21 protein-coding genes and 1 pseudogene are annotated in these 23,979 nt (G+C 33.6%); 4 read left to right on the plus strand and 18 right to left on the minus strand.

Translation table 11 applies throughout. From position 1 onward, the window contains the following. Positions 1-114: 114 nt before the first annotated feature. A complete protein-coding gene (gene rbp / locus CHHT_RS06210; RefSeq protein WP_034963851.1) occupies positions 115-360 on the minus strand; it encodes an RNA-binding regulator in 246 nt (81 codons plus the stop codon). A 630-nt stretch (positions 361-990) separates the two neighbouring features. On the opposite strand from rbp, the gene nrfH reads away from it, so the two are divergent. Together nrfH and CHHT_RS06220 are read left to right on the plus strand one after the other, a co-directional pair. Further along, positions 991-1,491 carry a cytochrome c nitrite reductase small subunit gene (gene nrfH / locus CHHT_RS06215; RefSeq protein ID WP_034963848.1) on the plus strand — a complete coding sequence of 167 codons (501 nt, stop codon included), beginning with the start codon at positions 991-993 and terminating at the stop codon, positions 1,489-1,491. 15 nt (positions 1,492-1,506) lie between these two features. Continuing rightward, positions 1,507-3,329 (plus strand): annotated as a pseudogene (locus tag CHHT_RS06220) (ammonia-forming cytochrome c nitrite reductase subunit c552). Positions 3,330-3,413: 84 nt separating this feature from the next. Here the strand turns inward: CHHT_RS06220 and CHHT_RS06225 are convergent. Next, complete coding sequence (locus CHHT_RS06225) at positions 3,414-3,956, minus strand: DJ-1 family glyoxalase III (protein WP_034963845.1); 543 nt, start codon at positions 3,954-3,956, stop codon at positions 3,414-3,416. A 395-nt stretch (positions 3,957-4,351) separates the two neighbouring features. Here CHHT_RS06225 and CHHT_RS06230 point away from each other — a divergent pair, with 395 nt between their 5' ends. Then, on the plus strand, positions 4,352-4,591 hold the full coding sequence (locus tag CHHT_RS06230; RefSeq protein ID WP_257722328.1) for a SelT/SelW/SelH family (seleno)protein: 240 nt from the start codon (positions 4,352-4,354) through the stop codon (positions 4,589-4,591). Between the two features lie 32 nt (positions 4,592-4,623). Here CHHT_RS06230 and efp read toward each other — a convergent pair whose 3' ends face one another. The 8 genes from efp to pheS all read right to left on the minus strand — a co-directional run bounded on the left by efp (position 4,624) and on the right by pheS (position 14,471). Then, positions 4,624-5,193, minus strand: a complete 570-nt coding sequence (efp, locus tag CHHT_RS06235) for an elongation factor P (protein ID WP_034963843.1) — start codon at positions 5,191-5,193, stop codon at positions 4,624-4,626. Between the two features lie 16 nt (positions 5,194-5,209). Then, the gene (gene serA / locus CHHT_RS06240; protein WP_034963842.1) at positions 5,210-6,787 is read right to left on the minus strand and encodes a phosphoglycerate dehydrogenase; all 1,578 of its coding nucleotides are present in this window, start codon (positions 6,785-6,787) and stop codon (positions 5,210-5,212) included. Between the two features lie 3 nt (positions 6,788-6,790). Then, positions 6,791-7,264 carry a hypothetical protein gene (locus CHHT_RS06245; RefSeq protein ID WP_034963840.1) on the minus strand — a complete coding sequence of 158 codons (474 nt, stop codon included), beginning with the start codon at positions 7,262-7,264 and terminating at the stop codon, positions 6,791-6,793. Between the two features lie 3 nt (positions 7,265-7,267). Then, positions 7,268-8,944 (minus strand): 30S ribosomal protein S1, encoded by a 1,677-nt coding sequence (locus CHHT_RS06250; RefSeq protein WP_034963839.1) that lies wholly within the window; start codon positions 8,942-8,944, stop codon positions 7,268-7,270. A gap of 98 nt (positions 8,945-9,042) precedes the next feature. Further along, positions 9,043-9,879 (minus strand): 4-hydroxy-3-methylbut-2-enyl diphosphate reductase, encoded by an 837-nt coding sequence (locus CHHT_RS06255; RefSeq protein WP_034963838.1) that lies wholly within the window; start codon positions 9,877-9,879, stop codon positions 9,043-9,045. Next, positions 9,869-11,146: a 3-phosphoshikimate 1-carboxyvinyltransferase gene (aroA, locus tag CHHT_RS06260; protein WP_034963836.1), complete on the minus strand. Its 1,278-nt coding sequence runs from the start codon at positions 11,144-11,146 to the stop codon at positions 9,869-9,871. Before aroA ends, CHHT_RS06255 begins: the two co-directional genes overlap by 11 nt. Then, positions 11,143-13,482 carry a phenylalanine--tRNA ligase subunit beta gene (gene pheT / locus CHHT_RS06265; protein ID WP_034963835.1) on the minus strand — a complete coding sequence of 780 codons (2,340 nt, stop codon included), beginning with the start codon at positions 13,480-13,482 and terminating at the stop codon, positions 11,143-11,145. The genes aroA and pheT overlap by 4 nt, the downstream gene beginning before the upstream one ends. Continuing rightward, on the minus strand, positions 13,479-14,471 hold the full coding sequence (gene pheS, locus CHHT_RS06270; RefSeq protein WP_034963833.1) for a phenylalanine--tRNA ligase subunit alpha: 993 nt from the start codon (positions 14,469-14,471) through the stop codon (positions 13,479-13,481). Before pheS ends, pheT begins: the two co-directional genes overlap by 4 nt. A 117-nt stretch (positions 14,472-14,588) precedes the next feature. Here pheS and CHHT_RS06275 point away from each other — a divergent pair, with 117 nt between their 5' ends. Then, positions 14,589-14,948 (plus strand): histidine triad nucleotide-binding protein, encoded by a 360-nt coding sequence (locus CHHT_RS06275; RefSeq protein WP_034963832.1) that lies wholly within the window; start codon positions 14,589-14,591, stop codon positions 14,946-14,948. 36 nt (positions 14,949-14,984) lie between these two features. On the opposite strand, the gene CHHT_RS06280 is transcribed toward CHHT_RS06275, so the two are convergent. From CHHT_RS06280 to CHHT_RS06315, 8 genes are all read right to left on the minus strand, one after another. Beyond that, positions 14,985-15,833 (minus strand): universal stress protein, encoded by an 849-nt coding sequence (locus CHHT_RS06280; protein WP_034963830.1) that lies wholly within the window; start codon positions 15,831-15,833, stop codon positions 14,985-14,987. Positions 15,834-15,842: 9 nt separating this feature from the next. Continuing rightward, positions 15,843-18,029: a polyribonucleotide nucleotidyltransferase gene (locus CHHT_RS06285; RefSeq protein ID WP_034963829.1), complete on the minus strand. Its 2,187-nt coding sequence runs from the start codon at positions 18,027-18,029 to the stop codon at positions 15,843-15,845. Between the two features lie 11 nt (positions 18,030-18,040). Beyond that, positions 18,041-18,721, minus strand: coding sequence for a phosphoribosyltransferase family protein (locus tag CHHT_RS06290; protein ID WP_034963827.1), 681 nt, complete (start codon positions 18,719-18,721; stop codon positions 18,041-18,043). Further along, entirely contained in the window at positions 18,718-20,907 is a 2,190-nt protein-coding gene (locus CHHT_RS06295; protein WP_064019815.1) for an LPS-assembly protein LptD, read from the minus strand. The genes CHHT_RS06290 and CHHT_RS06295 overlap by 4 nt, the downstream gene beginning before the upstream one ends. Then, a complete protein-coding gene (locus tag CHHT_RS06300; RefSeq protein ID WP_034963826.1) occupies positions 20,897-21,352 on the minus strand; it encodes an RDD family protein in 456 nt (151 codons plus the stop codon). The genes CHHT_RS06295 and CHHT_RS06300 overlap by 11 nt, the downstream gene beginning before the upstream one ends. Next, entirely contained in the window at positions 21,349-22,596 is a 1,248-nt protein-coding gene (purD, locus tag CHHT_RS06305; RefSeq protein WP_034963824.1) for a phosphoribosylamine--glycine ligase, read from the minus strand. Before purD ends, CHHT_RS06300 begins: the two co-directional genes overlap by 4 nt. A gap of 257 nt (positions 22,597-22,853) precedes the next feature. Then, entirely contained in the window at positions 22,854-23,489 is a 636-nt protein-coding gene (locus CHHT_RS06310; protein WP_034963822.1) for a uroporphyrinogen-III synthase, read from the minus strand. 4 nt (positions 23,490-23,493) lie between these two features. Further along, complete coding sequence (locus CHHT_RS06315) at positions 23,494-23,967, minus strand: DNA-deoxyinosine glycosylase (protein WP_034963820.1); 474 nt, start codon at positions 23,965-23,967, stop codon at positions 23,494-23,496. Between the last annotated feature and the right edge of the window lie 12 nt (positions 23,968-23,979).

The raw sequence follows: 23,979 nt of genomic DNA on the forward strand, positions 1-23,979 counted from the left end.
ACAAACTTATTATTATCTGAAAGATTTTTAAATTTATAACTTTAAATTTAGTTATGGATCAATATAAGAATGTAAAAATTTAATGGGTGAGGTTTTTTTAAAAACCTCAAAAAATCAATCTCTTGGTCTAGCCTCATTTACTCTAAGAGCTCTACCACCGATATCTTTACCATTCATTGCTTCTATAGCTTTTTTTGCTTCTGCATCAGTACTCATTTCAACGAAACCAAAACCTTTTGAACGATTTGTTTCTTTATCTTTTACGATTTTTGCACGTGTAACTTCACCAAACTCACTAAAAGCTTCTCTAAGCTCTGCTTCACTCATACGATAAGACAAGTTGCCTACATAAATGTTAATCAAACTACATTTCCTTAATTTTTATTCCGGTTTAATCGGTTATAGATATGATACCCAAAATATAGATAAAAAGCTATAAAAATTCTAAATTTCTCATAAATATTTTTAAAATTTGTAGAAATCCGTTATATCGACTAATAAAAACTATGTTTTTTTGGGCTTTAAAACATTTATATTATTATTTAAAAAAATTAATTTATTATTACTTATTATTATATTTTTGATGTTTTTATTTTATTTTTGAAATAAATCATTGTTATATTGTTAAATAATAATTTAATTTATATCTTTTTAGATAAATTATTTTTTATAATATTTATTTTGTTATGGTATTATCTAGATATTAAAAAATTACTAAAATATATCTATGATAATTTATTTTAAATAGCACTATTTCGTAGATAAATTTATAAATTCAAAAAAATATTTTTAAATTTATAAATAAAATTTACTATTTAGATCTTGATGATTAAGCGCCCTAATATTCATAATCTTTTAAATATATATTTACTATTTTTGCAAATATTTAATTAATATTAAACACATATGTTAAATAAAATTTAAAAAATATTATTATTGAATAATCATCAATAAATAAAAAAATTAATACTAAAAAGGAGGGAGTCAAATTTGAAACAATGCAAAACATTTACAAATCTTTTTGGCGTATTGATTGTATTGCTTTTTATCCTATTTGGCGTAGGTTTTTATACGTTTTATAACGCCAAAGGTGCTTCATACTTTAGCGATGATAGCAAGTCTTGTAACAATTGTCATATAATGAATGACGTATATAACGACTATCTAAACGCGCCGCACTCTAAAAAAGTCGCAGGTAAACCAAGAGCTAGCTGTGTTGATTGCCATTTACCACATAATTTCATAGATAAATGGATCGCAAAAGGAAAAAGCGGTTTGAACCACGCTTACTCATTTACATTTAAATTAGATGAGCTGCCAACAAATTTAAGCGCAAATAGCAATAGTAAAATTATGGTACAAAACAACTGTATAGAGTATCACGGTGAAATAGCATCTAACGTGATAAATTCAACAACAACTCCACACAATGACAGATCTCTAAGCTGTGTATCATGTCATACCGGTGTTGGACATAAAAGAGGATTTTAACATAAAGGAGAAGATATGAATAAAAAAGGTTTTATCTATTTTGCGATTATTGTTGTTATCATAGCGATAGTAGCAGTATTTATGCTAAATAAAGATATCAGCAAAAAACAAAATGAAGGTACAGGAGGCATCATCTCAAAAGAATTTGTTGAACTTAGCGATGATAATCCTACTTTTGATCACTGGGGTAAAAACTTCCCAGATTATCTTGATATGTACTTGACTGTAGAGACACAAAAGCCTGTTAGTACGGAGTTTGGAGGCAACCTAGCCTACTCTAAACTTATACGTTATCCACAACTTACTATGTTATGGGCTGGATATCCATTTTCTATAGATGCAAATGAAGAAAGAGGTCACTTCTGGGTTCAAGTCGATCAAATGGATACAGCAAGAAACAATAAAGACTTTTTAAATGCACACAGATTTGCGGCATTTGGTGGACAACCTGCTGCATGTATGAACTGCCATAGTGGCTGGTCTCCTTGGCTATACAAAAACGCTGCAAAAGGCGATTGGGTAGCATTTAACTCTACAAAATACTGGACTATGATAAAAAACGTTCCAGCAGTAAATGGTATAGAAGAAAACTCTGCTGAACACAGCGGTCCTCACGGCGGTAAAAGAATGGGTTTAACGTGTGCAGATTGTCATAATCCAAAAGATATGAGCCTAAGACTTACTAGACAAGCAGCTATCAACTCTTTAATCATGAGAGGTTATGAAGCAGACAAGGAACAAGGTGTAAAAGCTACCAGAGAAGAGATGAGAACTCTAGTTTGCGCACAATGCCACGTTGAATATTACTTTAAACCAACAGGACAAAAAGTAAAAGTAATGGGCGAAAGCATAGCAAAAGACGCTACTAAAACATGGTGGAACGGAAAACAAAAAACTTATGATGAGTTTGATTCTTGGAGAGATGGAAACAAACCTACACAGATCGAAGTCGATGGCATAGAGCTTATATATCCTTGGTCATACTGGAAAAAAGGAACTCCATTTAGAATTGAGATGTTTGATGATCACTATGAAGCAGTACGTAGTGTATTTGACAAAGACTGGTCTCATAAAGCAACTAAAGCACCTATGCTAAAATCCAACATCCAGAGTATGAGCTATATAGTGGCGGCGTACATGCTGCAAATGGCGTAAGCTGCGCTGATTGTCATATGCCTTATATCAGAAAAGGTTCTAAAAAGATGACAAATCACAATGTTACATCTCCACTCGCAAACATAAATGCAGCTTGCAAAACTTGCCATACTCAAAGTGAAGATTATCTAAAAGCACAGATAAAAGATATCCAAAATTCCGTAGCATTTGATCTTAGAATGGCTGAGTATAGTATCGTAAGTCTTATAACAGATATCAAAAATCTAAGAGACACTTTAAGCGCTATGCCAGCATTCCAAAAAGACGGTAAGACTGATGAGGGTAAAATATCTGCTGAATTAAAAGACGTCTTGGAACTTCATAGAAAGTCTCAAATGAGAGCTGATTTTGTAGGCGCTGAGAACTCTACAGGATTCCACAATCCAAGAGAGGCTTCAAGAATGCTTCTTCAATCAGTAGATATGGCTAGACAAGCTCAAACCAAACTTGTGCAAATCGCTGCTAAAAACGGTATAGCGAACTTCAAAATATCTAATCTTGGTTTTGAAGATATGCAAAAATTAAATCCAGGCGAGATACGCTATAAAGTAGATCTAGACGGACATAAAGCAGGTGATAGATACTATGAGCATGACTATATAAACGGAAATCCACCTTCTAATCTTTTAGAAGATGATAAGAATTTAAAACCATACAACTATAGTATTGTAGATAAAAAATAAGCTCTTAAAAGCTGATTTTGCCAGACTTCATCAGAGGTCTGGCTTTTATAAATGCTTAGCTATAAGTGGCAAATGCAAGCTGGACTAAAACAAAAGCCCATTTTTAACTTCGGTATATTTACCATCCCCTTCTAAAATCTTAACTAACTCTAAAGCAAATTTCATAGCCGTAGCAGGACCTCTTGAAGTTATGATGTTTTTATCTATCACGACATCAGAATTTGACACATAACCATTTTTTGCTACAATCTTTTCAAATCCAGGATAACAAGTATAGCTATTTTTTAAAACACCAGCAGTATTCAAAGCCCAAGGAGCAGCGCAAATGGCTCCTATAAATTTACCCTTAGCATCAAAATCTTTCAAAACTTTTTGAAGTTTTTCGCTTTTTGCCAAATACTCTGCCCCAGGAAGTCCGCCGGGCAAAACTATCATATCATATTCATCAAAATTTACTTTATCAAATTCAATATCCGCTTCAAATTTAAGCTGATGAGCTCCTCTTATATATAGAGCTTCTAATCCTACTGCAACGGTATTTATGTCAGCTCTTCGTAAAATATCCAAAATACTTATCGCCTCTATCTCTTCAAAACCATCTACTAAAATGATCGCAACATTTTTCATATCTGCTCCTTATTTTAAATTTAAAAAATTATAGCTAATTGTATCAAACTTCATAAAATATTTTTGTAGTTTAGGCTATGATTCTAAATATTTTATAAAATAATAATATGTAAATCAACATTTCTTACTGCGATATTTGCCCTAAAATCACCGCCGAATCTTTAAACGTCGAAAAGTAGCTAAATAAAAGTTTTTTAGATGTAAAGGTTTCTAGAAAGAATAAAATCGTTACTACGATCAAAAAAGACTTCAATCTTTAGTTTAAAAAAAGCATTTAAATTTATTTAAATGCTTATCACTATTTCATCTTTAAATATCAAATTTATATCAAAATAATAAAAAATTTATTTACATTATAATGATACCATAAAACATTTTAACGAAAGGATTCAAATATGCAAGTAAAAATATTTTATTGCAATTCTTGAAATTTCCGCCCAAAAGCTTCTAGTTTAGAAGAAGAACTAAAAAATAATTTTCCAGGTGTGGAAGTTTCTAAAGAAATAGGCAACAAAGGTGACTTTATAGTTGAAGTAGATGGAAAAGCAGTTTTTAACAATCACGAATTTCCAAGACCAAGATTTCCAGATCATGGAGAAGTAACCAAAATCATAAAACAAGAATTTAATCTCTAAGACAAAAGCCCTTTTTTAGGGCTTTTATTTTTTTATTTATTCGCTCTTTCTATATACTCACCTCTTACAGTATCTACGCGGATAACTTCACCTTCTAATACGTGAAACGGTATTTGGACAACAGCACCACTCTCTAAAGTAGCTGGTTTTTTATTGCTTCCTTGGGTATCGCCTTTAAAATTTGGCTGAGTTTCGACTATCTTTAACTCAACGACTTGAGGAACTTCTACACCGATAGCTTTGTCATTGTGAAATAGAATTTGAACCATCATTCCATCTATCATCCACTTTTTAGCTTCACCGATATCTTCATCTGAGATAGCGACTTGCTCATAACTCTCTACATCCATAAACTGGCAAAATTCGCCATCGTCGTAAAGATACTGCATCTCTTTTTCTACTAAATTTGGAGATTCGCATTTATCACCCGCATGAAAAGTTTTTTCTAAAACTTTACCTGTAGAAAACGACTTTATCTTTACGCGAACGAACGCCGCACCCTTTCCAGGTTTTACATGTTGATACTCAACTATCTTATATGGAACTCCGTCTAACTCTATCTTTAAACCTTTTTTTAAATCGCCCATTGAATATGAAGCCATTTGTACTCCTTAAAAATTATAAAACTGCGTACTCAGCCCAAACGCAAGTATCTAGTGCGTTTAGCTTTGCTAAAATTTCTTTTTGGATATCATCATCTACTAATATCACAGCAAGCGCAAAACCATTTTCATCACGACCCAAACGGAAATCCGCGATATTGATCTTAGCTTCTGCTAAAATAGAGCTGATACTGCTGATAACACCAGGAACGTCTCTATTTTTAAATACTATCATTCTACCTTTTGGTTTGAAGTCTGTCTTAAAGCCGTTTATATTTACTATTCTTTGCTCTGTTTCGCCAAATACAGTTCCGCTAATGCTTACAACATCTTTATCAGAGATAAGTTTGACAGTAAGTTTATTTTTATATCCACTTTCTGGAACTACCGTAGCTGAGATATCTACGCCTTTATCTTGTGCTACAAATTTTGCATTTACATAGTTTATAGTGTCACCTAAAGTCTCTTTAAGTGATCCAACTATCGCAAAAGTAAGCATTGAGTTTGCATAATCACTGATACCACCTTCTACTTCTACTCTTATAGCTTTGATCGGACGTTTGTTTAACTGAGCAGCAAAATATGAAATTTTTGATATAAGCTCTATATAAGGCGCCACAAAAGGAGGTAGATCTTCTGTTTTGATCGGTAAATTTAGTGCATTTGGATAGCAAATTCCTCTAGCCGCACTCATTGCTTGTTCTGCTGCAGCAATAGCTATATTTTTTTGAGATTCAAAAGTATTTGCACCAAGATGCGGAGTAGCACTCACATTTTCTAGATCCAAAAGAGGATGGTTATTTCCTGGCTCTTTGACAAATACATCAATACCGGCGTAAGCTATTTTACCACTCTTAAGACCATCTAGTAAAGCATCTTCATTATATAAACCACCGCGTGCGCAGTTTATTAAACGAACTCCATCTTTCATTTTTGCTATTTGTTCAGTAGAGATCATATTTATGGTTTCTTTGTTTTTTGGAGTGTGTATTGTTATAAAATCGCACGCCAAAATATCATCAAAATTTGTCGTATAAGTAGCACCGATATCGGTTGCTTTATTTGAGTCTATATACGGATCATAAGCTATCACCTTCATACCAAAAGCAAGACTTCTAACAGCGACTCTTGAGCCTATATTTCCAAAACCTATGATGCCAAGAGTTTTACCATAAAGCTCATTTCCATACCATTTTTCACGCTTCCAAGTTCTGTTTTGTTGTAGATCATTTACAGAGTTTATATACTTTCTAGCACTATTTAGCAAATGACACATAGTCATCTCAACAGCAGCTATTGTATTTGCTGTAGGAACGTTCATAACTATAATGCCTTTTTTTGAGCATCCTTCGATATCTACGTTATCTACGCCTACTCCTGCTCTTACTAATGCTTTTAAATTTTTGCAAGCCGATATAAATTTAGCATCACAATCAGTAGAGCTTCTAGTAATAGCTACATCTGCTTCATGCATAATATTTAGAAGTTCGTCTTTTGGAGTATTTACCGCATCTATGATACGCAAATCTTTTTGTGCATTTAAAAGTTCAAAACCAACTGGATGTATTGCGTCACAAACTATAACTGTTTTCATAATTCAATCTTCCTTTATCCTAGAATGAATATTATATTTTTTTAAATTTAAAACTATATTTTGTGCTATATTTTTATTGTCTGTGTTTAGATATATAAGACTTTCATCACCTTTTTTCATCACAGTAGAATCAACGCCAAATTCTTTAGTTACTCTATTTATACAAAAAATAGAGTAAAAATCACATTTATCAAGAAGTAGTTCAAAATACCTTCCTCCTTTGACAAATTTAGAGTTGCCGTCGATTTCGATAAGCATTAAATTTGTAGGTAAAACATAGTCTTTTTTTGCGAACATAGCAACTTTTTCAAACCAAGTTCCAGCTTCTTTATATGTAAATTCTGTGCTACTATTTATATCTTTTGGTTGGTAAAATCTCGGTGCGGGAACTTCTGCAAATTTCCACAAAAACGCACCGGCTCCAAAAAGCAGCAAGGTTAAAAAGCATATTATTATAAAGAAGCTGTTTAACTTCATCTATTAATCAGCTAGCTGCTCTTTTATGATATCGCCAAGAGTCATTTTGCCCTCGTCGTTTATCTCATTTAGAACTTCACGTTCTTTTTGTTTAGCAAGTCTTCTTACGCTTAGACGAATTCTGTTTTTCTTCTCATCTATAAAAGTTATCGCAGCTTCTATACTGTCGCCGACTTTTAAAGAGTTGATATCTAAATTTCCGATATCTTCTTTTCTTATAAGCGCATCAACTCCATCTTCAAGAGATACAAACACGCCAAAATCTTTTATATCCCTGATAGTTCCAGATACGATATCGCCGTTTCCGTGAGTCTTAGCATATTTTGTTACAGGACTCTCTTTTAGATATTTTTGACTAAGTGAGATTTTTTGGTTTTTATCATCAATTTTAATGATTTTTACTTGAATATTATCGCCTGTTTTAAAGATATCTTTGCATTTATCATTTCTATCCCATGAAGAATCTTCATTGTGTAACAATCCTTCTAAAGCGCCTATTCTGACAAATGCACCAAAATTTGTTAGAGTTGTAACAACTCCATCAACTATATCACCTTCGCTAAATTTAGCATTAAATTCATCAAAAGGTTTTGGAAGTAAATTTTTAAGACTTACTCTAAGCCTTCTATCATTAGCGTCTATTTCGATAACTTCAACGTCTAGCTCTTCGCCTTCTTTTATAAAGTCTTTAGGATTTTTGATATTTTTATCCCAAGAAATTTCACTTATATGTAAAAATCCCTCTATATCATTTCCTAGATCAACAAATGCGCCATAAGGTTCTATATTGCTAACAGTAACTTTTATGGTATCGCCTACTTCTAAGCTATCTTTTATCTCTTCCCAAGGATCTGGAGTAGCAGCTTTTACAGATAGAGATAAGTGTTTTTTATCAGTATCGTATTTGATGATCTTAACATCTACCTTATCGCCCTCTTTATATAATGTATTTGGATTTACCGGACCTTTATAGCTAATCTCGCTATAATGAACAAGTCCGTCTATACCGCCGACATCAACAAACATACCATAGGTTGTGATTTTTTTGATAGTTCCTTCGATAATATCAGTATTATCGATAATATTTTCTATAGCTTCTTTACGTTTTTTTCTATCTTCATCGATAAGTTTTTTACGAGATACGATAATGCTTTGCTCATCTTTATCTATTTTTAAAACTTTTACTTTGAATGTTTTATTTATTACTTGATTTGCATCTCTAAAGCCACTTTGTGATTTTGGCATAAAAAACTCAACATCATCATTGCTAAGTGCAACAAATCCGCCCTTGTTTTTAGATACGATTTTTGCATCATAGATATTGTCTGCATTTTCATCGAAATTGTCTATGAAAGCCTTAACTTTCTCTTTTCTAAGAGCCTTTTTATGAGATACGATCGGTCTACCGTTTCTAGATCCTGTTATAGCAACTTTGATAGTATCGCCTATCTTGTATTGTAAAGTGCCATCATTGTTTGTGATCTCAGAGATATTCATAATACCCTCTGACTTCTTACGAACATCAACAAATACCTCAGTATCTTTTATATTGACGATAACACCATCGCAAACTGTACTCTCTTCAGCCTTTAAAGACTCCTCAAACATAGCGGCAAAATCTTCTTCATAATCCATTTTATCGCTTATGTCGTTACGAACATTTTTGTTCACCTCAGCCATCTTGGTCCTTTTATCTATAGATTTTTCCTAGTGTCATATGACGAAAAGTGATATATATTAGCTTAATTTAGCTTTGAATTTAATTAACTATAATAAATTCAAATATTTGAGTTTAAATTATTTATCTTATCTACGACTTTTTCTATTATCCAATCTGGAGTGCTTGCACCAGCGCTTATGCCGCATAATTTTTTATCTTTAAACCAAATTTGTTCTATCTCGTCTCCACTTTCTACTAAGTAGCTATCTTCACATAATTTTTTTGAAATAAGATATAATTGTTTTGTATTTGAACTATTTTTTCCACCTATGATGATCATCACGTCAGCCCTACTAGAAAGCTCTCTAACGGCCTCTTGATTTTCAAGAGTTGCATTACAAATAGTATTAAAAACTCTAACTTCTTTAACTCTTTGCATTAGATAATTTACTATTTGCATAAATTTTTCTATTTTTTTTGTTGTCTGGGATACGACAGCGACTTTAGACGCAAGCCTTATATTATCAAGTTCGCTCTCATCTAAAATAACATGAACTTTCGTGCTTGCATAACTCATCACACCTTTAACTTCAGGATGATTTATATCGCCAAAAAAGATGATTTCATAGCCTTCATTACTCATCTTTTCGACTATTTGCTGCGGCTTCGTGACAAATGGACAAGTAGCATCTATGATCTCGATACCGCGTGATTTTAAATTTGCCAAACCATCTTTCGTGATACCATGAGTTCTTATAATGGCTTTTTTTTCATCTTTTAACTCATTTATATCTTTTAAAGTTTTAACGTTAAAGTTTTTTTTCAGTCTATCTATCTCTAAGCTATTATGGATGAGCTCACCTATAGTAGATGCATTTTTTGAATTTTCGGCTATTTTTATAGCTCTTTTTACTCCAAAACAAAATCCATAACTTTTAGCTAGTTCAATCTTCAACATTTGCTCCTAAACTCCTTAAAAAACAGCTAAATTTAGGAAAGGATGTCGCTATAAATTCGCTCTTTTGTATATCCATACCACAAAGCAGTCCAAGCACGGCAAAACTCATAGCAATGCGGTGATCTCCGTGGCTATCTATACTGGCCTTTTTAGGAACCCCACCTATGACCTCAAAACCATCTTCAAGCTCACTTGCTTCTATACCGCAACTTTTAAGTGCATTAACAGTTACTGCTATACGATCGCACTCTTTTACTCTTAGCTCTTTTGCATTTCTTAGTACGCTTTTTCCGCTTGCCCTTGAAAATGCAACGGCTAAAGCAGGGGCTTCATCTATAAGCCACGAGATATTTTGTGTAACTTCTACTGCTTTGAGCGGTGCGTATTCAACACTTATATCACCGATATCGTCATAATCACTACTTGTTAGGTCATAACTTATCTTAGTGCCCATTTTTTCTAGAATTTTATATGCTTCTATGCGAGTTTTATTTAAAAGTATATTTTTGATTTTGATTTTCGCGCCAGGGGTTATCGCTGCGGCAACGGCGTAAAAAAAGCACGAACTAGGATCATTTGGAACACTTAAATTTAGTGGTCTTAATTTTCTATCATTAAGTGGATTTATCTGTAAGCTAAGTCCATCTCTTTTGATGTCTGCTCCCATACCTAAAAGCATTCTCTCACTATGATCTCTGCTAAGTTCTGGTTCGCTAAATTTACAACCGTTTCCACAGAGTCCAGCTAAAATAAGTGCTGTTTTTACTTGAGCAGAAGGGATATGGCTATCATACTCGAAATACTTCAGCTTAGTACCCCTAATTGCTAATGGCGCTTTATTTGCAAAGTCTCTACCATCTATCTGAGCACCTATCTTAACAAGTGGATCAGCTATCCTTTTCATAGGTCTTTCGTTTAGATATTTATCTCCACTAAGCACAAAAAAACCATCATTTCCAGCAAGTAATCCCATAAATATTCTCATAGCCGTGCCAGAATTTCCACACTCTAAAATCTTGTTTGGCGATGAGATATTTTTTGGTGGAGTTATATAGTAAGAATTTTCTTGCTTTTCAACTTTAGCGCCTAAAGCGCTTATGATCTTTAGAGAATTTATGGTATCTTCTGCCTCTAAATAATCGCTAATAACGCTCGTTTCATCACTCAAAAGTGAAAATATAGCGCACCTATGACTTATGGATTTGTCTGTAGAAATATTTTTAAACTCAGCGTCAAACGCGTGCTTAAGCGCTTCTATTTTCATCTTAATCCTATGCCTAGTTTATTATTTAAAGCTTGTAAAATTTGATCCATAACAACAGATATCTCTTCATCTTCTAATGTTTTTTGCATATCTTGAAATATAAATTTAATACTCAAGCTTACCTTTGAGTTCAAACTTTTATCCTCATAGATATCAACAGGCAAAAACTCTTTTAAAATACCTATCTTTAGCTCGTCAATACAATTTTTGATCTCTAAATATTCTAAATCTTTATCTATTATTACGCTTAGATCTCTACTTATGCTAGGAAATTTAGAGTAGGTTTTTGCTATCTTATTTTCAAATTTGATCCGCTCAAAATCAAGCTCACAAACATATGTTTTTGGTAAATCTCTTTTTAGTTCTAAATTTAGATCTATTCTACCGATATATCCGATATACTCATTATTTTGATAAACTTTAGCTTGTTCAAATTCACTTAAAAACGGTATGTCATCGCTTTTTACGAGTTCTATTTTTCCAACTGAGTTTTGTATCAAACTAGCAAAATCAAAAAAGTTTATCTCTGAAGGTTTTGCACCATTTAAAAGCGTAGGTTCATTTTTTAAACCACTTGCTAAAAAAGCAAATTTAGCGCTTTGGTCGCCGTCTTCATTAAACACATCACCAAATTCAAAAAGCTTAACTGATTTTTTTGAATTTTTGATATTTCTTTCACATGAGTTTAATAAATGATTTATCAAAGTCGGTTTTAAAACTGCAAGTTCGTTATTTATAGGATTTAAAATTTGTGCTTTACAAGGCTTAAATCCTAAAGCGTCAAGCTCTCCTGCGTTATCAAATACGTAATGCACACACTCGAAAAAACCAAGCGCAGCGGCGTTGTGTCTAAGGCGTTTTGAGTTTTTATAAGATATGTAAGTGTTATTATTTATACGACTTTTTTCACTAAAGATCAAAGGCTTAGAAGGGATATTGTCGATGCCTATTATCCTTACGATCTCTTCGCAAATATCGTGAGAATTCAGTATATCATGGCGATAAAACGGTACTTTTGCATAGATATGCTCTTGTTCAGTGTTAAATGTTATATCAAATCCAAGTCTTTTTAGGATCTTTACAACATCGTTTCTAGAAATTTCTGCGCCTATCATATTTGAAAGTTCTGTACAATTAAAACTTATGATAATTTGATCTTTTTCGAGTAAAATTTGTTGCATTCCAGCATATGGGGTAATATGCTTGTTTTTAGCAAATATATCAAATAAAAAGTTCATAGCCATACTTAGCTTTGGTTCGCTACCTCTGCTACTTCTATAGACTGCTTCATCGCGAGGCTGTTCTTTGTCTTTAAGGGCTGCTTCAGAGACTATTTTTGGGTCTACATAACTAGCTTCTATGATAATAATCTTAGAGTTATTGTCTATGTTTGCCTCTTTTGTCTGCCAAATTCCTAATTGACCTAGGCATTTTGAATCAAAATAAACACCATATGATCCGTTATTAAGGACTTTTATATCTATGACTATTTTCTCTTCTTTATTTGTTGCTAATTTTTCATAATCATAAGCTCTAAAGATAACACCAGTAGAGTGAGTCATATATGATAAAATCTTTTCTACTGGATGTTCTTTAGTCTGCTCTGTATAAGCAAGCCTTAGTTCTGTTTTTAAATTTAAAGATAGCTCTTCTTTTAGCTCTATAGCCCTATATGCTACTGAAGCCTCTATTTTATCTTCACAGCGAATGCTGATAATCCTACCTATACCAAGAAGCTTTTCCTCATCTTCTCTTGGTTCTCGCTCTTTAAGCGGTAGATCAAATCCCGCAGATAGATCACGTGCAACGCCGTGTATGCTTAGGCAGTCACCTCTATTTGGCGTAAGCTCTATCTCTATGAGCTCATCATTTAAAATAGGATACTCTTTTAGTTCGCGTCCTAGCACAAGCTCGCCTATACTATCATCTAATAGCATAATGCCATTGTTTAATTTAGGAAGTCCAAGCTCGGTGCTGCTACAAAGCATTCCAGAGCTTGCTACGCCTCTTAATTTTGCCGCTTTTATCTCAAGACCACTAGGCATAATAGCACCTATAAGCGCACAAGCTACGAATTGTCCAGCAGCAACATTAGGAGCACCGCAGACTATTTGCAAAATCTCACTTCCGACATCTACTTCACAAACGTGTAGATGATCGCTGTTTTCGTGATCTACACAAGATAGTACTTTTCCTACGACAACATGGTTTGGAATACTAAATTTATTTAGGCTATCTACTTCTAGTCCGATCTCGTTTAGTTTTTTACATACTTCTTCTGCGCTTAAATGCGAAAGATCTATAAATTCATTTAACCAATTTTTACTTATTATCATTTAAATTGCTCCAAAAGTCTAATATCTCCTTCAAAAAGGCTTCTAAGATCTGGTATCTGATGAAGAAGCATAGCAAATCTTTCGACACCAAGTCCAAAGGCGTATCCGCTAACGTTTTCATAACCGACTGCTTTAAAGACATTTGGATCAACTATCCCACTTCCTAAAACTTCTAACCAGCCTGTTTGTTTGCATACTCTACATCCATTGCCGCCACAAAATATACAGCTTATATCAACTTCTGTGCTAGGTTCTGTAAATGGAAAAAAGCTAGGACGAAATCTAACTTTTACATCGCCAAACATATATCTTAAGAACTCTTCTAGTATATATTTTAAATTCGCAAAGCTTACTTTTCCTTCTTCTTCGACAACTAGTCCTTCTACTTGATGAAACATCGGTGTATGGGTAAGATCAAGATCACGTCTAAAAACAGATCCTGGAGCTATCATACGAATAGGCGGTTTTTGTTTTAGCATAGTTCTTACTTGAACTGGACTTGTATGAGTCCTAAGCAACCTAAAATCCTTAAGATAAAATGTATCTTGCATATCGCGTGCGGGATGATATTTTGGTAAATTTAAAGCTTCAAAATTATGAAAATCATCTTCTATGAGAGGTCCGCTCTCTACACTAAAGTTTTGAGCGACAAAATACTCAATGATTTTATCCATAGTCTCCATAACCGGATGTATAGCACCTTTATTTAAAGGCTCGTTAAAAAGCGTAATATCAACACTTTCGCGTTTCATTTTATCTTTTATAAACTCACTTTCTAAAATCGCTTTTTTCTGTGCGATTTTAGCATTAAACGTATCTCTTTGAATATTTAAATTCTCGGCAAAGGCCTTTTTTTCTTCTGGAGCTATATCTTTTAATTTTGCAAAAAGAGATGTAATAACACCTTTTTTTCCAAAAAGCTCAACTCTAATTTTTTCAAGCTCATCAAGATTTTTAGCCTTTTCAATCCTATCAATAATCTCTTGCAACTTAACTACCTTAATTTAAATTTTTACTCAATTGTACCCTAAAATCATTAAAGTAGATATAAAATTAATAAATAATCAGATATAATTATGATCAAAATTTAAATTTAGGAGATGATTATGGCTTGCATTTTTGACAAGATAGTCGCCGGAGAAATTCCATCAAACAAAGTTCTAGAAAATGAAAATTTTTTGGCATTTCACGATATAAATCCAAAAGCACCTATACATATATTGATAATACCAAAAAAGCACTATGAGAATTTTCAAGTTATGGATCCGGCTTTAATGGGTGAAATGACAAAATTTATTCAAGAAGTTGCTAGCGTGATCGGCGTAGATAAGACCGGATATAGACTTGTTACTAATTGCGGTGAAAACGGTGGTCAAGAAGTGATGCATCTACATTTTCATCTGCTTGGCGGAACTATGCTAAAATGGACTGATGATCATTTAAATGATCCTAAAGATAGTTTTTAAAGAGCCTAAAGGCTCTTTCTTGTCTAAAGCATAAATTTATACAAATACCGGAACTGGAGTATTTTGCAAGAAATATTTCGTAGTTCCACCAAGATACATTTCTCTCAAACCGTTTTCTCCAGAGCTACTAGCGACAACCATATCAAAATGTCCGTTTTGTGTATTATTTAGTAAAGCTTCGCCGTGCGTAGATGTTGTTTTTACGACTTCAAATGTAGCATTTACGTCATGGAACGATAGATATTTTAGCAGATCATCTTGAATGCTTGGAGCGTCTTGCATATATCTAGCAGTCGTGATGATATGTACGCTTTTAGCCTGCTTTAGCAAAAACATAGAGCCGGTTATCGCTTTGGCTATATTAGCCGTTCCACTCCAACCTATAAGAATTCTATCTGTTTTAAACTCTTTTAAATTTCTTGGTATGACTATAGCGTTTTTTCCACTCTTTATAACAGATGCATTAAAAGTGGCAGTAGGCTCACCTTCTGGTGGGCAAGCACTCACTACTAGATCACAAAATTTAGCTTCGTATTCTACAACCTTACTTCTTAAGCCCTCTTTTGTGACAAACTCCGCAGTAGCGATTCCTGGTAAATTTGTATCTGAAATTTGTACGCCTAATTCACCACAAAGCCTTGTAAAAAGCTCGTGATTTTTATCTTTTTGAGCTTTTAGCTCATCTGCGACACTATCATGAAGAGCGTCAAAGATTTTTCCACTTCTTAGCGCCATTTCCATATTAAACACTAAGTTAAAATCCATTTGAGAAGCTAAAAACTTAATATGCGAATTAAACGCTTTATTTACAAGCAAAGCACCACGAATTCGAGCTTCAATGTCTTCTCCGCCGCCTATTGGAAAAAATAATTTTTTGATATCCATGATAATTTCCTAATTTAATTCCAGTGAAATTTTTCCACTTTTTATCTCACCGACTTTAACTTTTACCCTATCTCCCTCATGCAAAGGAGCACTCATTTTAGATATATGTAAAAGTCCGTCAACGCCGTCTCTTAAAGATATAAACGCACCAAACTGAGCTACTTTTTTTACCTCTCCTTCAAATTCATCTCCAACGCTAAATGCAGATACATTTTTATTTTCTTTTCTGCCTTTAAAGCCTCCACCTCTTGGTTCTTTTTGTAAAATTTGAATAATATAATCTTTTGCTGCTTCAACTTTACCTTTTTGACCACCTGCTATTTTTACTTCACCTTTTTCGCGGTCTAGATCTATGCTAACTTCGAATTTCTCTATGATCTCTTTTATAGTTTTTCCAGCTTGTCCGATGATATCAACTATCTTGCTAGGATCGACGCTAAATAGCTCTAATTTAGGCAAAACATCTTCATTTATGACTATATCATCATTTGCTCTTTGCATAATTTTAAGTATATGCTCTCTTCCTTCTTTAGCTTGATACAAAGCTTCTTTTAGCACTTCAAGACTGATTCCTCCGAGCTTTATATCCATTTGAAGCGCTGTGATACCATCGATACTTCCAGCAACTTTAAAATCCATATCGCCATCATGATCTTCAAGCCCCATGATATCAGTCAAAACTGCGTGTTTATCGCCTTCAAAAATCAGCCCCATAGCAACTCCGGCTACTAATTTTATAGTTTCAACGCCAGCAGCGCGAAGAGCCAAAGAACCGCCACAAACACTAGCCATAGAGCTAGATCCGTTACTTTCTAATATCTCACTAACTATTCTTAAAGAGTAAGGACTATTTATATCAACACTTGGATATAGTGCTCTTTTAGCCAAATTTCCATGTCCTAGCTCTCTTCTACCAGGAGCCTTTATTGGGCTTGCTTCGCCGACGCTAAATCCAGGAAAATTATAATTGAACATAAATTTTTCAGATACGGCATTTCTTTCTGTTAAAAGCTCATTCATCTGAGCGTCATTATCAGTGCCTAAAGTAGCTATTACAAGAGCTTGAGTTTGACCACGAGTAAATAGACAACTTCCGTGTGCGCTTGGAAGTATATTTGTTTCGATAGTGATAGGTCTAACTTCTTTTAGCCCTCTTCCATCCGCTCTTCTTGCTTCTTCTATGATCTGAGATCTAACTATCTTCTTTTTATATTTTCCTAAAATATTTAAAATAACTTCTTCTCTCCAACCCTCTTTTATGGCTATATCGCTACTTGCTATCTGTTTTGCTATCTTTGATAACTCGCTTGCACGTTCACTTTTTGCCATTTGATTTATGGCTAATTTCACATCGTTTTTATAAAATTCATCTATATAAATAGCAATATTTTCATTTTCTATTTCAGGTTTGTATTCTAAGTTTGCATTATCTTTTTTATGGTGTGAAAATGCTTCTTCATAAGCACTACTACCTCTTAAAATAGCCTCACCAGCAAATTTAATGGCTTCTACCATCATATCTTCGCTAAATTCATTCATATCTTGTTTTGGGATAAAACCCTCATTTAGACTCGGATCTATCATAGGATCTATAGCTATGACTGGTACTATCTCATTTTGAACTTGCGGTAAACTTCTCATTTCTATCATCAAAAGCTCATCGCCTACACCAGCAACATAAAGATCTAAACTAGAATTTTTAAGCTCACTATTAGTAGGATTTATAACAAATTCTTTATCTATATAGCCTACTCTAACACCGCAAACAGCGCGTTCAACAGGGATATCACTAAGATAAAGTGCAACGCTTGCAGCATTTAATGCAGCTACTTGGAGATCCACTTCTGGATCGCTACTCAAAACCATTACAACTATTTGAGTAGGATATGCATATCCTTTTGGAAAAAGTGGTCTTAAGCTTCTATCGATTATACGACTTGTGAGAGTTTCAAATTCCCCAGGTTTTGTCTCTCTTTTGATGTATCCCCCAGGTATTCTTCCTGCTGCGTATTGTTTTTCTATGTACTGAACCGTAAGTGGCAAAAAGTCCTCTTCTACCACAGCGTCTTCTCTAGCTACGGTTGCTAAGATTACTGTATTTTTCACACGCAAAAGAACTGCGCCGGCTGCTTGTTTGGCTACTTTATCTAAATCAAAAATCTCAACTTGATTATTTACTTCTATCGAATACTGCATAATACTGCTCCTTATTTTTGTAATGGTAAATAATATGGACTTTCTTCTAAAATAGACATAATAGAATCTGAATTTAAGTCTATTTTGTTGTTATAATAAAAATCCACATCGACAAAATTTGTTATTTTTCTGACACAAAATATATTATCTATCAATGTATTTAGGTATGAAACGATGCCACTTGGCATAAGCGGCGTTGCGTAAGTTATGGACTTTACTCCTAAATTTATAAGCGTTTTTATGCAAGTAACTGCCGTAGCCCCAGTTTCACAACCTTCATCGATCAGCAAGATATTTCTTCCTTGCAAATCCCAAAGTAACTTTCCTTTCCTATATCTATAAACATTTTTTAAGATCTTTTCTTCATATTTTCTATGAGCTTCACCGTAAATAAAATCCAAAGTTATGTTAAAAGCGTTTATAAGCTCTTCATTTATGACTATTTCCTCAGTTTCGCTTACCATACCGACTTCACATTCTGGATTATTTGGTGCTGTTATCTGCTCACTAAATAGCAACTCGTAACTAAGACCTAAAGCGCGAGCCACTCTATCTGTTAAAACGATCGAATCCAAAGACGAGCAAATAAGCACGTAATCGCCACTTATAAGCTCATTTTTAGGCAATATCTCAAAAAGTTTATCGGCTGCATCGAGTTGATTTTCAAATTTAAGCTCGCTTGGACTTATCATTGCAATGAAGCTCCATTATTATTGTTTTGCTCTATAGAAAAGTCATATCCTACTTCGCCAAACGGATAAAAACCAAACATCAGATAAACTCCTTGAGTTTTTTTAGATTCTATACCGCCGCTTGTATTTTTTGGCTCTATGTCTTCTTGATAAATGAGCGAATAACTCCAGCATTTTCTTTTATAATTTATACCGGTTTTCCATCTTTTTGTGTAATTTCTTTCAAAATCATAATCAAACCCACCAAGTAGCGAGTAGTTTCTAGATACGTTTATATTTAGAGAAGAGCCAAAATAACTCTCTCTTTCATAAGTCTTATTTTCACTGTCTTTTTCTTCATAGGTATGATATAAAGATGTATTAAACAGCGAATTTAAATATCCGACTCCGGTTTGAATTTTAGGAAAACGGTTATTTATATGTGAGTATTCGAATTTGTTGGCTATAGTAAAGTTATTTAGGTATAAGTTTACTCTATGTTCTAAATTTGAAAACTCACTATTTTCGATATTAAAGCCTTGTTTGACGCTATGCCTTAGTACTTTTTTACCGTCTCTATCATAAAAATACTGCGTCAAATTCGCAAATGTATTTTCCGTAGTATATTCATCGCTTAAAGCACCGATAAAATTATCTTCGAAAAGATCATCTTGCAAGTTAGATATATCGGTTCCATAAGCTATTTTATAATATTTTAGCAACTTTTGTTTTATTTTACCACTTGAATATCCTGGTTTTATATAATCAAGCCTTAAGTTCATAGTGTGATAAAAATCGTCATAAGCTTTTGCAAGATCTGTTTGCAACGCAAAATCATGATAATGGTTTATAAAGTCGTCAAATTCATCATCTCTTAAAGAGCCATTACTATAAATTTTATTATTATCATACTGGATATGCGTCGCATATAGATTTTCAGTAATACTAAAATTTGCAAAATCATCAAGTATATTAAAATTGATACCGACTGGTAAATTTAGCTCATAAGAAGATGCACTCACTCCCACGCTTCTTGTATAATTATGATATTGTGTATCAAATGAATATGTTAAATTCGGAAGTATAAACTGGTCTAGAAAGCTATGATATTGCAAAGTCGGAAGCTCTTGCAAAGTGTCGTCATTGCCGTATTTAGAGCCGATTTTAGCGGTGTCTATATAATACTTTGCGTACATACCAAAATAATGTTCATTCGTCGTAAGAAAATAGTTGAGTTTAGACTGCACTAATGAGTCAAAGTCATTTTCTTTGCCACGTAAATTTAGATAGTCTATATCGTTTAAATGGGTGTATTTAAGCCACAATCCCTCGTTATAATCCCCGTCTAAAAAGTATTTTACGAGCTTGTCTCTATCGTATTCTATCTCATAACCATAATGTTTGTTATTTTTCAATTTTTCTTTTTGGACGTATGAAGATTTATCCCAAAACTCTCCACCTCTTATGAGTCCTTTTGAATAAGGGGAATCCGCAAATCTAAATGTAGAGTAAAGCCCTGCTCCCCTACTTGTACGAACTTGAGGATCAAACTCTAGATCCCATTCATCGTGGGTTGCTATATAAATAGGTTGCAGATATCTAAGACCTTCTCCTTTACCAAAAGAAATTTGAGGTATCAAAAGTCCACTACGTCTAGTTTTATCCGTAGAAAAACCAAAATAAGGAAGATAAAATATCGGCATATCACCCACGTAAAAAACGGGGTTATAAAGATGAAGAAATTTGCTTGTTTTATTAAGCTCTCCACTAGTAAATTTTATATGCCAGTCTGGATCTTGAACATTACAGCTAGAAACTATCGATTTTGATACTTCATAAGCGTCATTGTTGCTGCAACTCTCATCGCTTTGTATCCATAGCTCTTTACTTTTGTCCATAGCAAAACTACTGTCTGCGTTTATCTCATCTGTTTTTAAATTTACTTTTGCATAATTCGATCTAGTAGTTTCGTTTTCACCTTTTAGTATATTTACGTTTCCAAAAAGCTCAACTATCTCGTTTGCTTCGTCATATTTTGCTTCATCTGCTGTTACTAAATATGTTTGAGAAAAAAGTAGCACATTGCCTTTTGCTTCTATGATCTGTCCGTTTTTATCTACGTTATCGGCTAAAAACTCGACATTTTCTACAGCACCAAATGCTAAAGTTGCGGTAAATACGGTCAAAAAAGTTTTTTTAATAAGCATTACAAACTACTGTCTTTGCCAGTCTATCGTGCCAAGTTTGTCTATAAATATTACCAAAAGCCCAGATAAAACCTAGATAAAAGCACCATTCACTCAGTATTCTAACACAAGCTCTTAGTGCACTAGCGCCAAATGTAGGTTTTGATAGCATGAGCGTATCTAGTGTGATTATTTTAAATATCATTTTTCCCGGAGTTGCGCCGTAGTACCAGATAAAAAATGTATGGTAGATAACCTTTAAAAGCGTGATTTGAAACATTAAATTTGATATAAGCATAGCTAGTTGTTCTACATTATCTGCAGTTTTTACCAAAGAGTTCCAATATGCAAATAAAAATATAACGCTAACTATGATTTCATCAACGCTATAAGCTAAGATTCTTCTATCCATCTTAGCTATACTTATATTTTCCCTATCTAATTTATCTAACAAATTTTCATTCATTTAAGAGCCTGATATGCGATATCTTTTCTAAATTTACTGCCGTCAAAATCTATATTTTGGACAAGCTCATAAGCTTTTTTATGAGCCTCTTTTATATCTTTTCCTACGCCTACTGCTACTAAAATACGCCCACCATCACTATATAAAACGCCATTTTCTTCGCTAACTCCGGCGTAAGCTATATGTGAGCCATCTGGTATATCTTTTATAGTTATTTTTGTTTTAGGAGTACTATCATAAGGATAGTTTTTACTGGCCATGACTACGCCTACTGCTACATCATCTTTTAAAGTGATATCTATAAGTTTTCCAGTAGCTGCGTCATATAGTATTTCACTTAGATTTCCATCTATCAAAGGCATCAAGACTTCACATTCTGGATCCCCAAAACGCACGTTAAACTCTAAAACATAAGGGGTATTATTGACTATCATAAGACCTACAAAAAGAACTCCACAAAATGGAGCATTTTCTTTTTGCATACCGGCTAAAGTCGGAGCTACGACTTCTTGCTCTACTCTTTTTATAAGCTCTTTACTAGCCAAAGGACTTGGTGCGTAAGCCCCCATTCCACCAGTATTTGGACCTTCATCATTATCAAGCAATCTTTTATGATCTTGAGCAACTGGAAGGCTTACAAAGCTTTTGCCATCGCAAATAGCAAAAAAACTAAGCTCAAAACCATCTAAAAACTCTTCTATGACTATGCTTTTACCAGCATCTCCAAAACTATCTCCGCTTAACATATCAAGAGCTGCTTTTTTCGCTTCATCGTGACTTTGAGCTATGATCACGCCTTTTCCCGCACAAAGTCCGTCTGCTTTTACGACTACGATTTGACCTAGAGTATCTATAAATTTACTAGCTTCATCAAAATTATTAGTATTTAAAAATCTTGCAGTCCTAATACCATTTTTATGCAAAAAATCCTTCATATAAGTCTTACTGCTCTCTAACATAGCAGCAGCTTTTGTAGGACCAAATATATTTAGCCCTTTTTCTTTAAATATATCTACTACTCCAGCACTCAGCGCATTTTCCGGACCGACCACACTTAAAGCTATATCGTTTTTCTTTGCAAAATCAGCCAGTTCGTAATAATCTTTTGCGATGATATTTGTGCCAAGCTCTTTTGTAGCTCCATTTCCAGGAGAAAAGTATAATTTTTTTACGTTTTTGTCTTGTTTTAGTCTAAGCCCTATGGCATACTCTCTGCCACCGCTTCCTATAATTAAAATATTCATATTTTTCCTAATAAATTAAGTAAGAAAACCCAAATGGCCGTTGCGTAGTAGAATCGGCCCTAAAAAGCCAATCTTGCAGATAGGCTTATGCTTTAGGTCGCGATTTCTCGCTCTAAGAGTTACAAACGAAGTCGCGTCTCACTGCATAAGCACATCTCCGCCTATACTAATGTGTTGGACCCTCATAAAAAACGCTATCGAACCATTCAGGCTTAGAGATTATATATAAATTTTGCTTAAATTCAAAGAATATTTATTTATTTTATGTCTTTTGCTAAAGCCACGCATTCGTTTATGCTTTGAACTTTGCTTTGAAATGTGTTAGTAAATTTTTCTAGATATTTTGCAGTCGTTTTTCCTATAGCTATAGCTTTATAGCTATTATCCCAGCCGAAATTTCGTATAAACCCTTCTACATTTTTTGGACTAGTAAATATAATTTTTGAGTTTAAAGGCGGTTTTAAACTACTATCTAAGCTCAATATCACATTTTCATAGCCTATTATGGTAGTGATATCAACACTATTTTTTTTAAAAAAAAAGCTTAAATTTGACAGCGTGTCTTTTGCACTTATATACAAAACTTTTTTATTTTTAAGATCATTTATGATCTCCATACCAAACTCTTTGCCATGTGAACTTAAAGCTTGTACTACATCGCTAAATCCAAAATCTAAAGCGCTTTTTGTGGTGGCTTCTCCTATGCTTTTTACGGTTAAATTCCTAGGCGATACACCATTAAATTTAAGAGCGTTTATACCATTTTTACTGGTTAAAACAAGAACATCAAAATCGTCTAAATCAACACTAAATTTCTTGAAAACCACTTCACATACTTTTAAATTTATGATTTCATCATCATTAAAAACAGTATTTGAAACAAGATATATCATAGCTTTACTCCAAGTATTTTAAGATGATCTTCCACTCTTCAAGCAGATCTTCTAGCTTGTATTTTGCATTTGCAGGGCTAGTTGAAGGAAGCTTTACTGGTTCGAATTTATGAAATTTTTTGCATATGATATACGCCCTAACGCCGTTTGCAAAGACTTGCTCTATTTTGGTATTTTCAAAAATTCGGTTTAAATTAGTAGGAAATATATTTTTCATAGAACTATCAGACGATCCTTTTACATCGCAGCTAAAAGCAGCGTCGTACAAAGCTACTTTATGCCTTAACAAGAAATCCACTTTTTCTTTTACATTATTTAGTTTCGGCTCATCAAAAAGCAAAGATAAAACTTTCCAAAATCTATTTTGCTTATGAGCGTAATAAAATCCATCTAAACGTGATCTAACTGATGGAAAAGAGCCCAGTATAAGTATCTTTGAGCTCTCATCGAAAATAGGTTCAAATGGATGAATTTGCATAGCGGTATAAGC

The sequence above is a fragment of the Campylobacter hyointestinalis subsp. hyointestinalis genome (genome assembly GCF_013372145.1).
In the GTDB taxonomy this organism is placed as follows: Bacteria; Campylobacterota; Campylobacteria; order Campylobacterales; family Campylobacteraceae; genus Campylobacter; species Campylobacter hyointestinalis.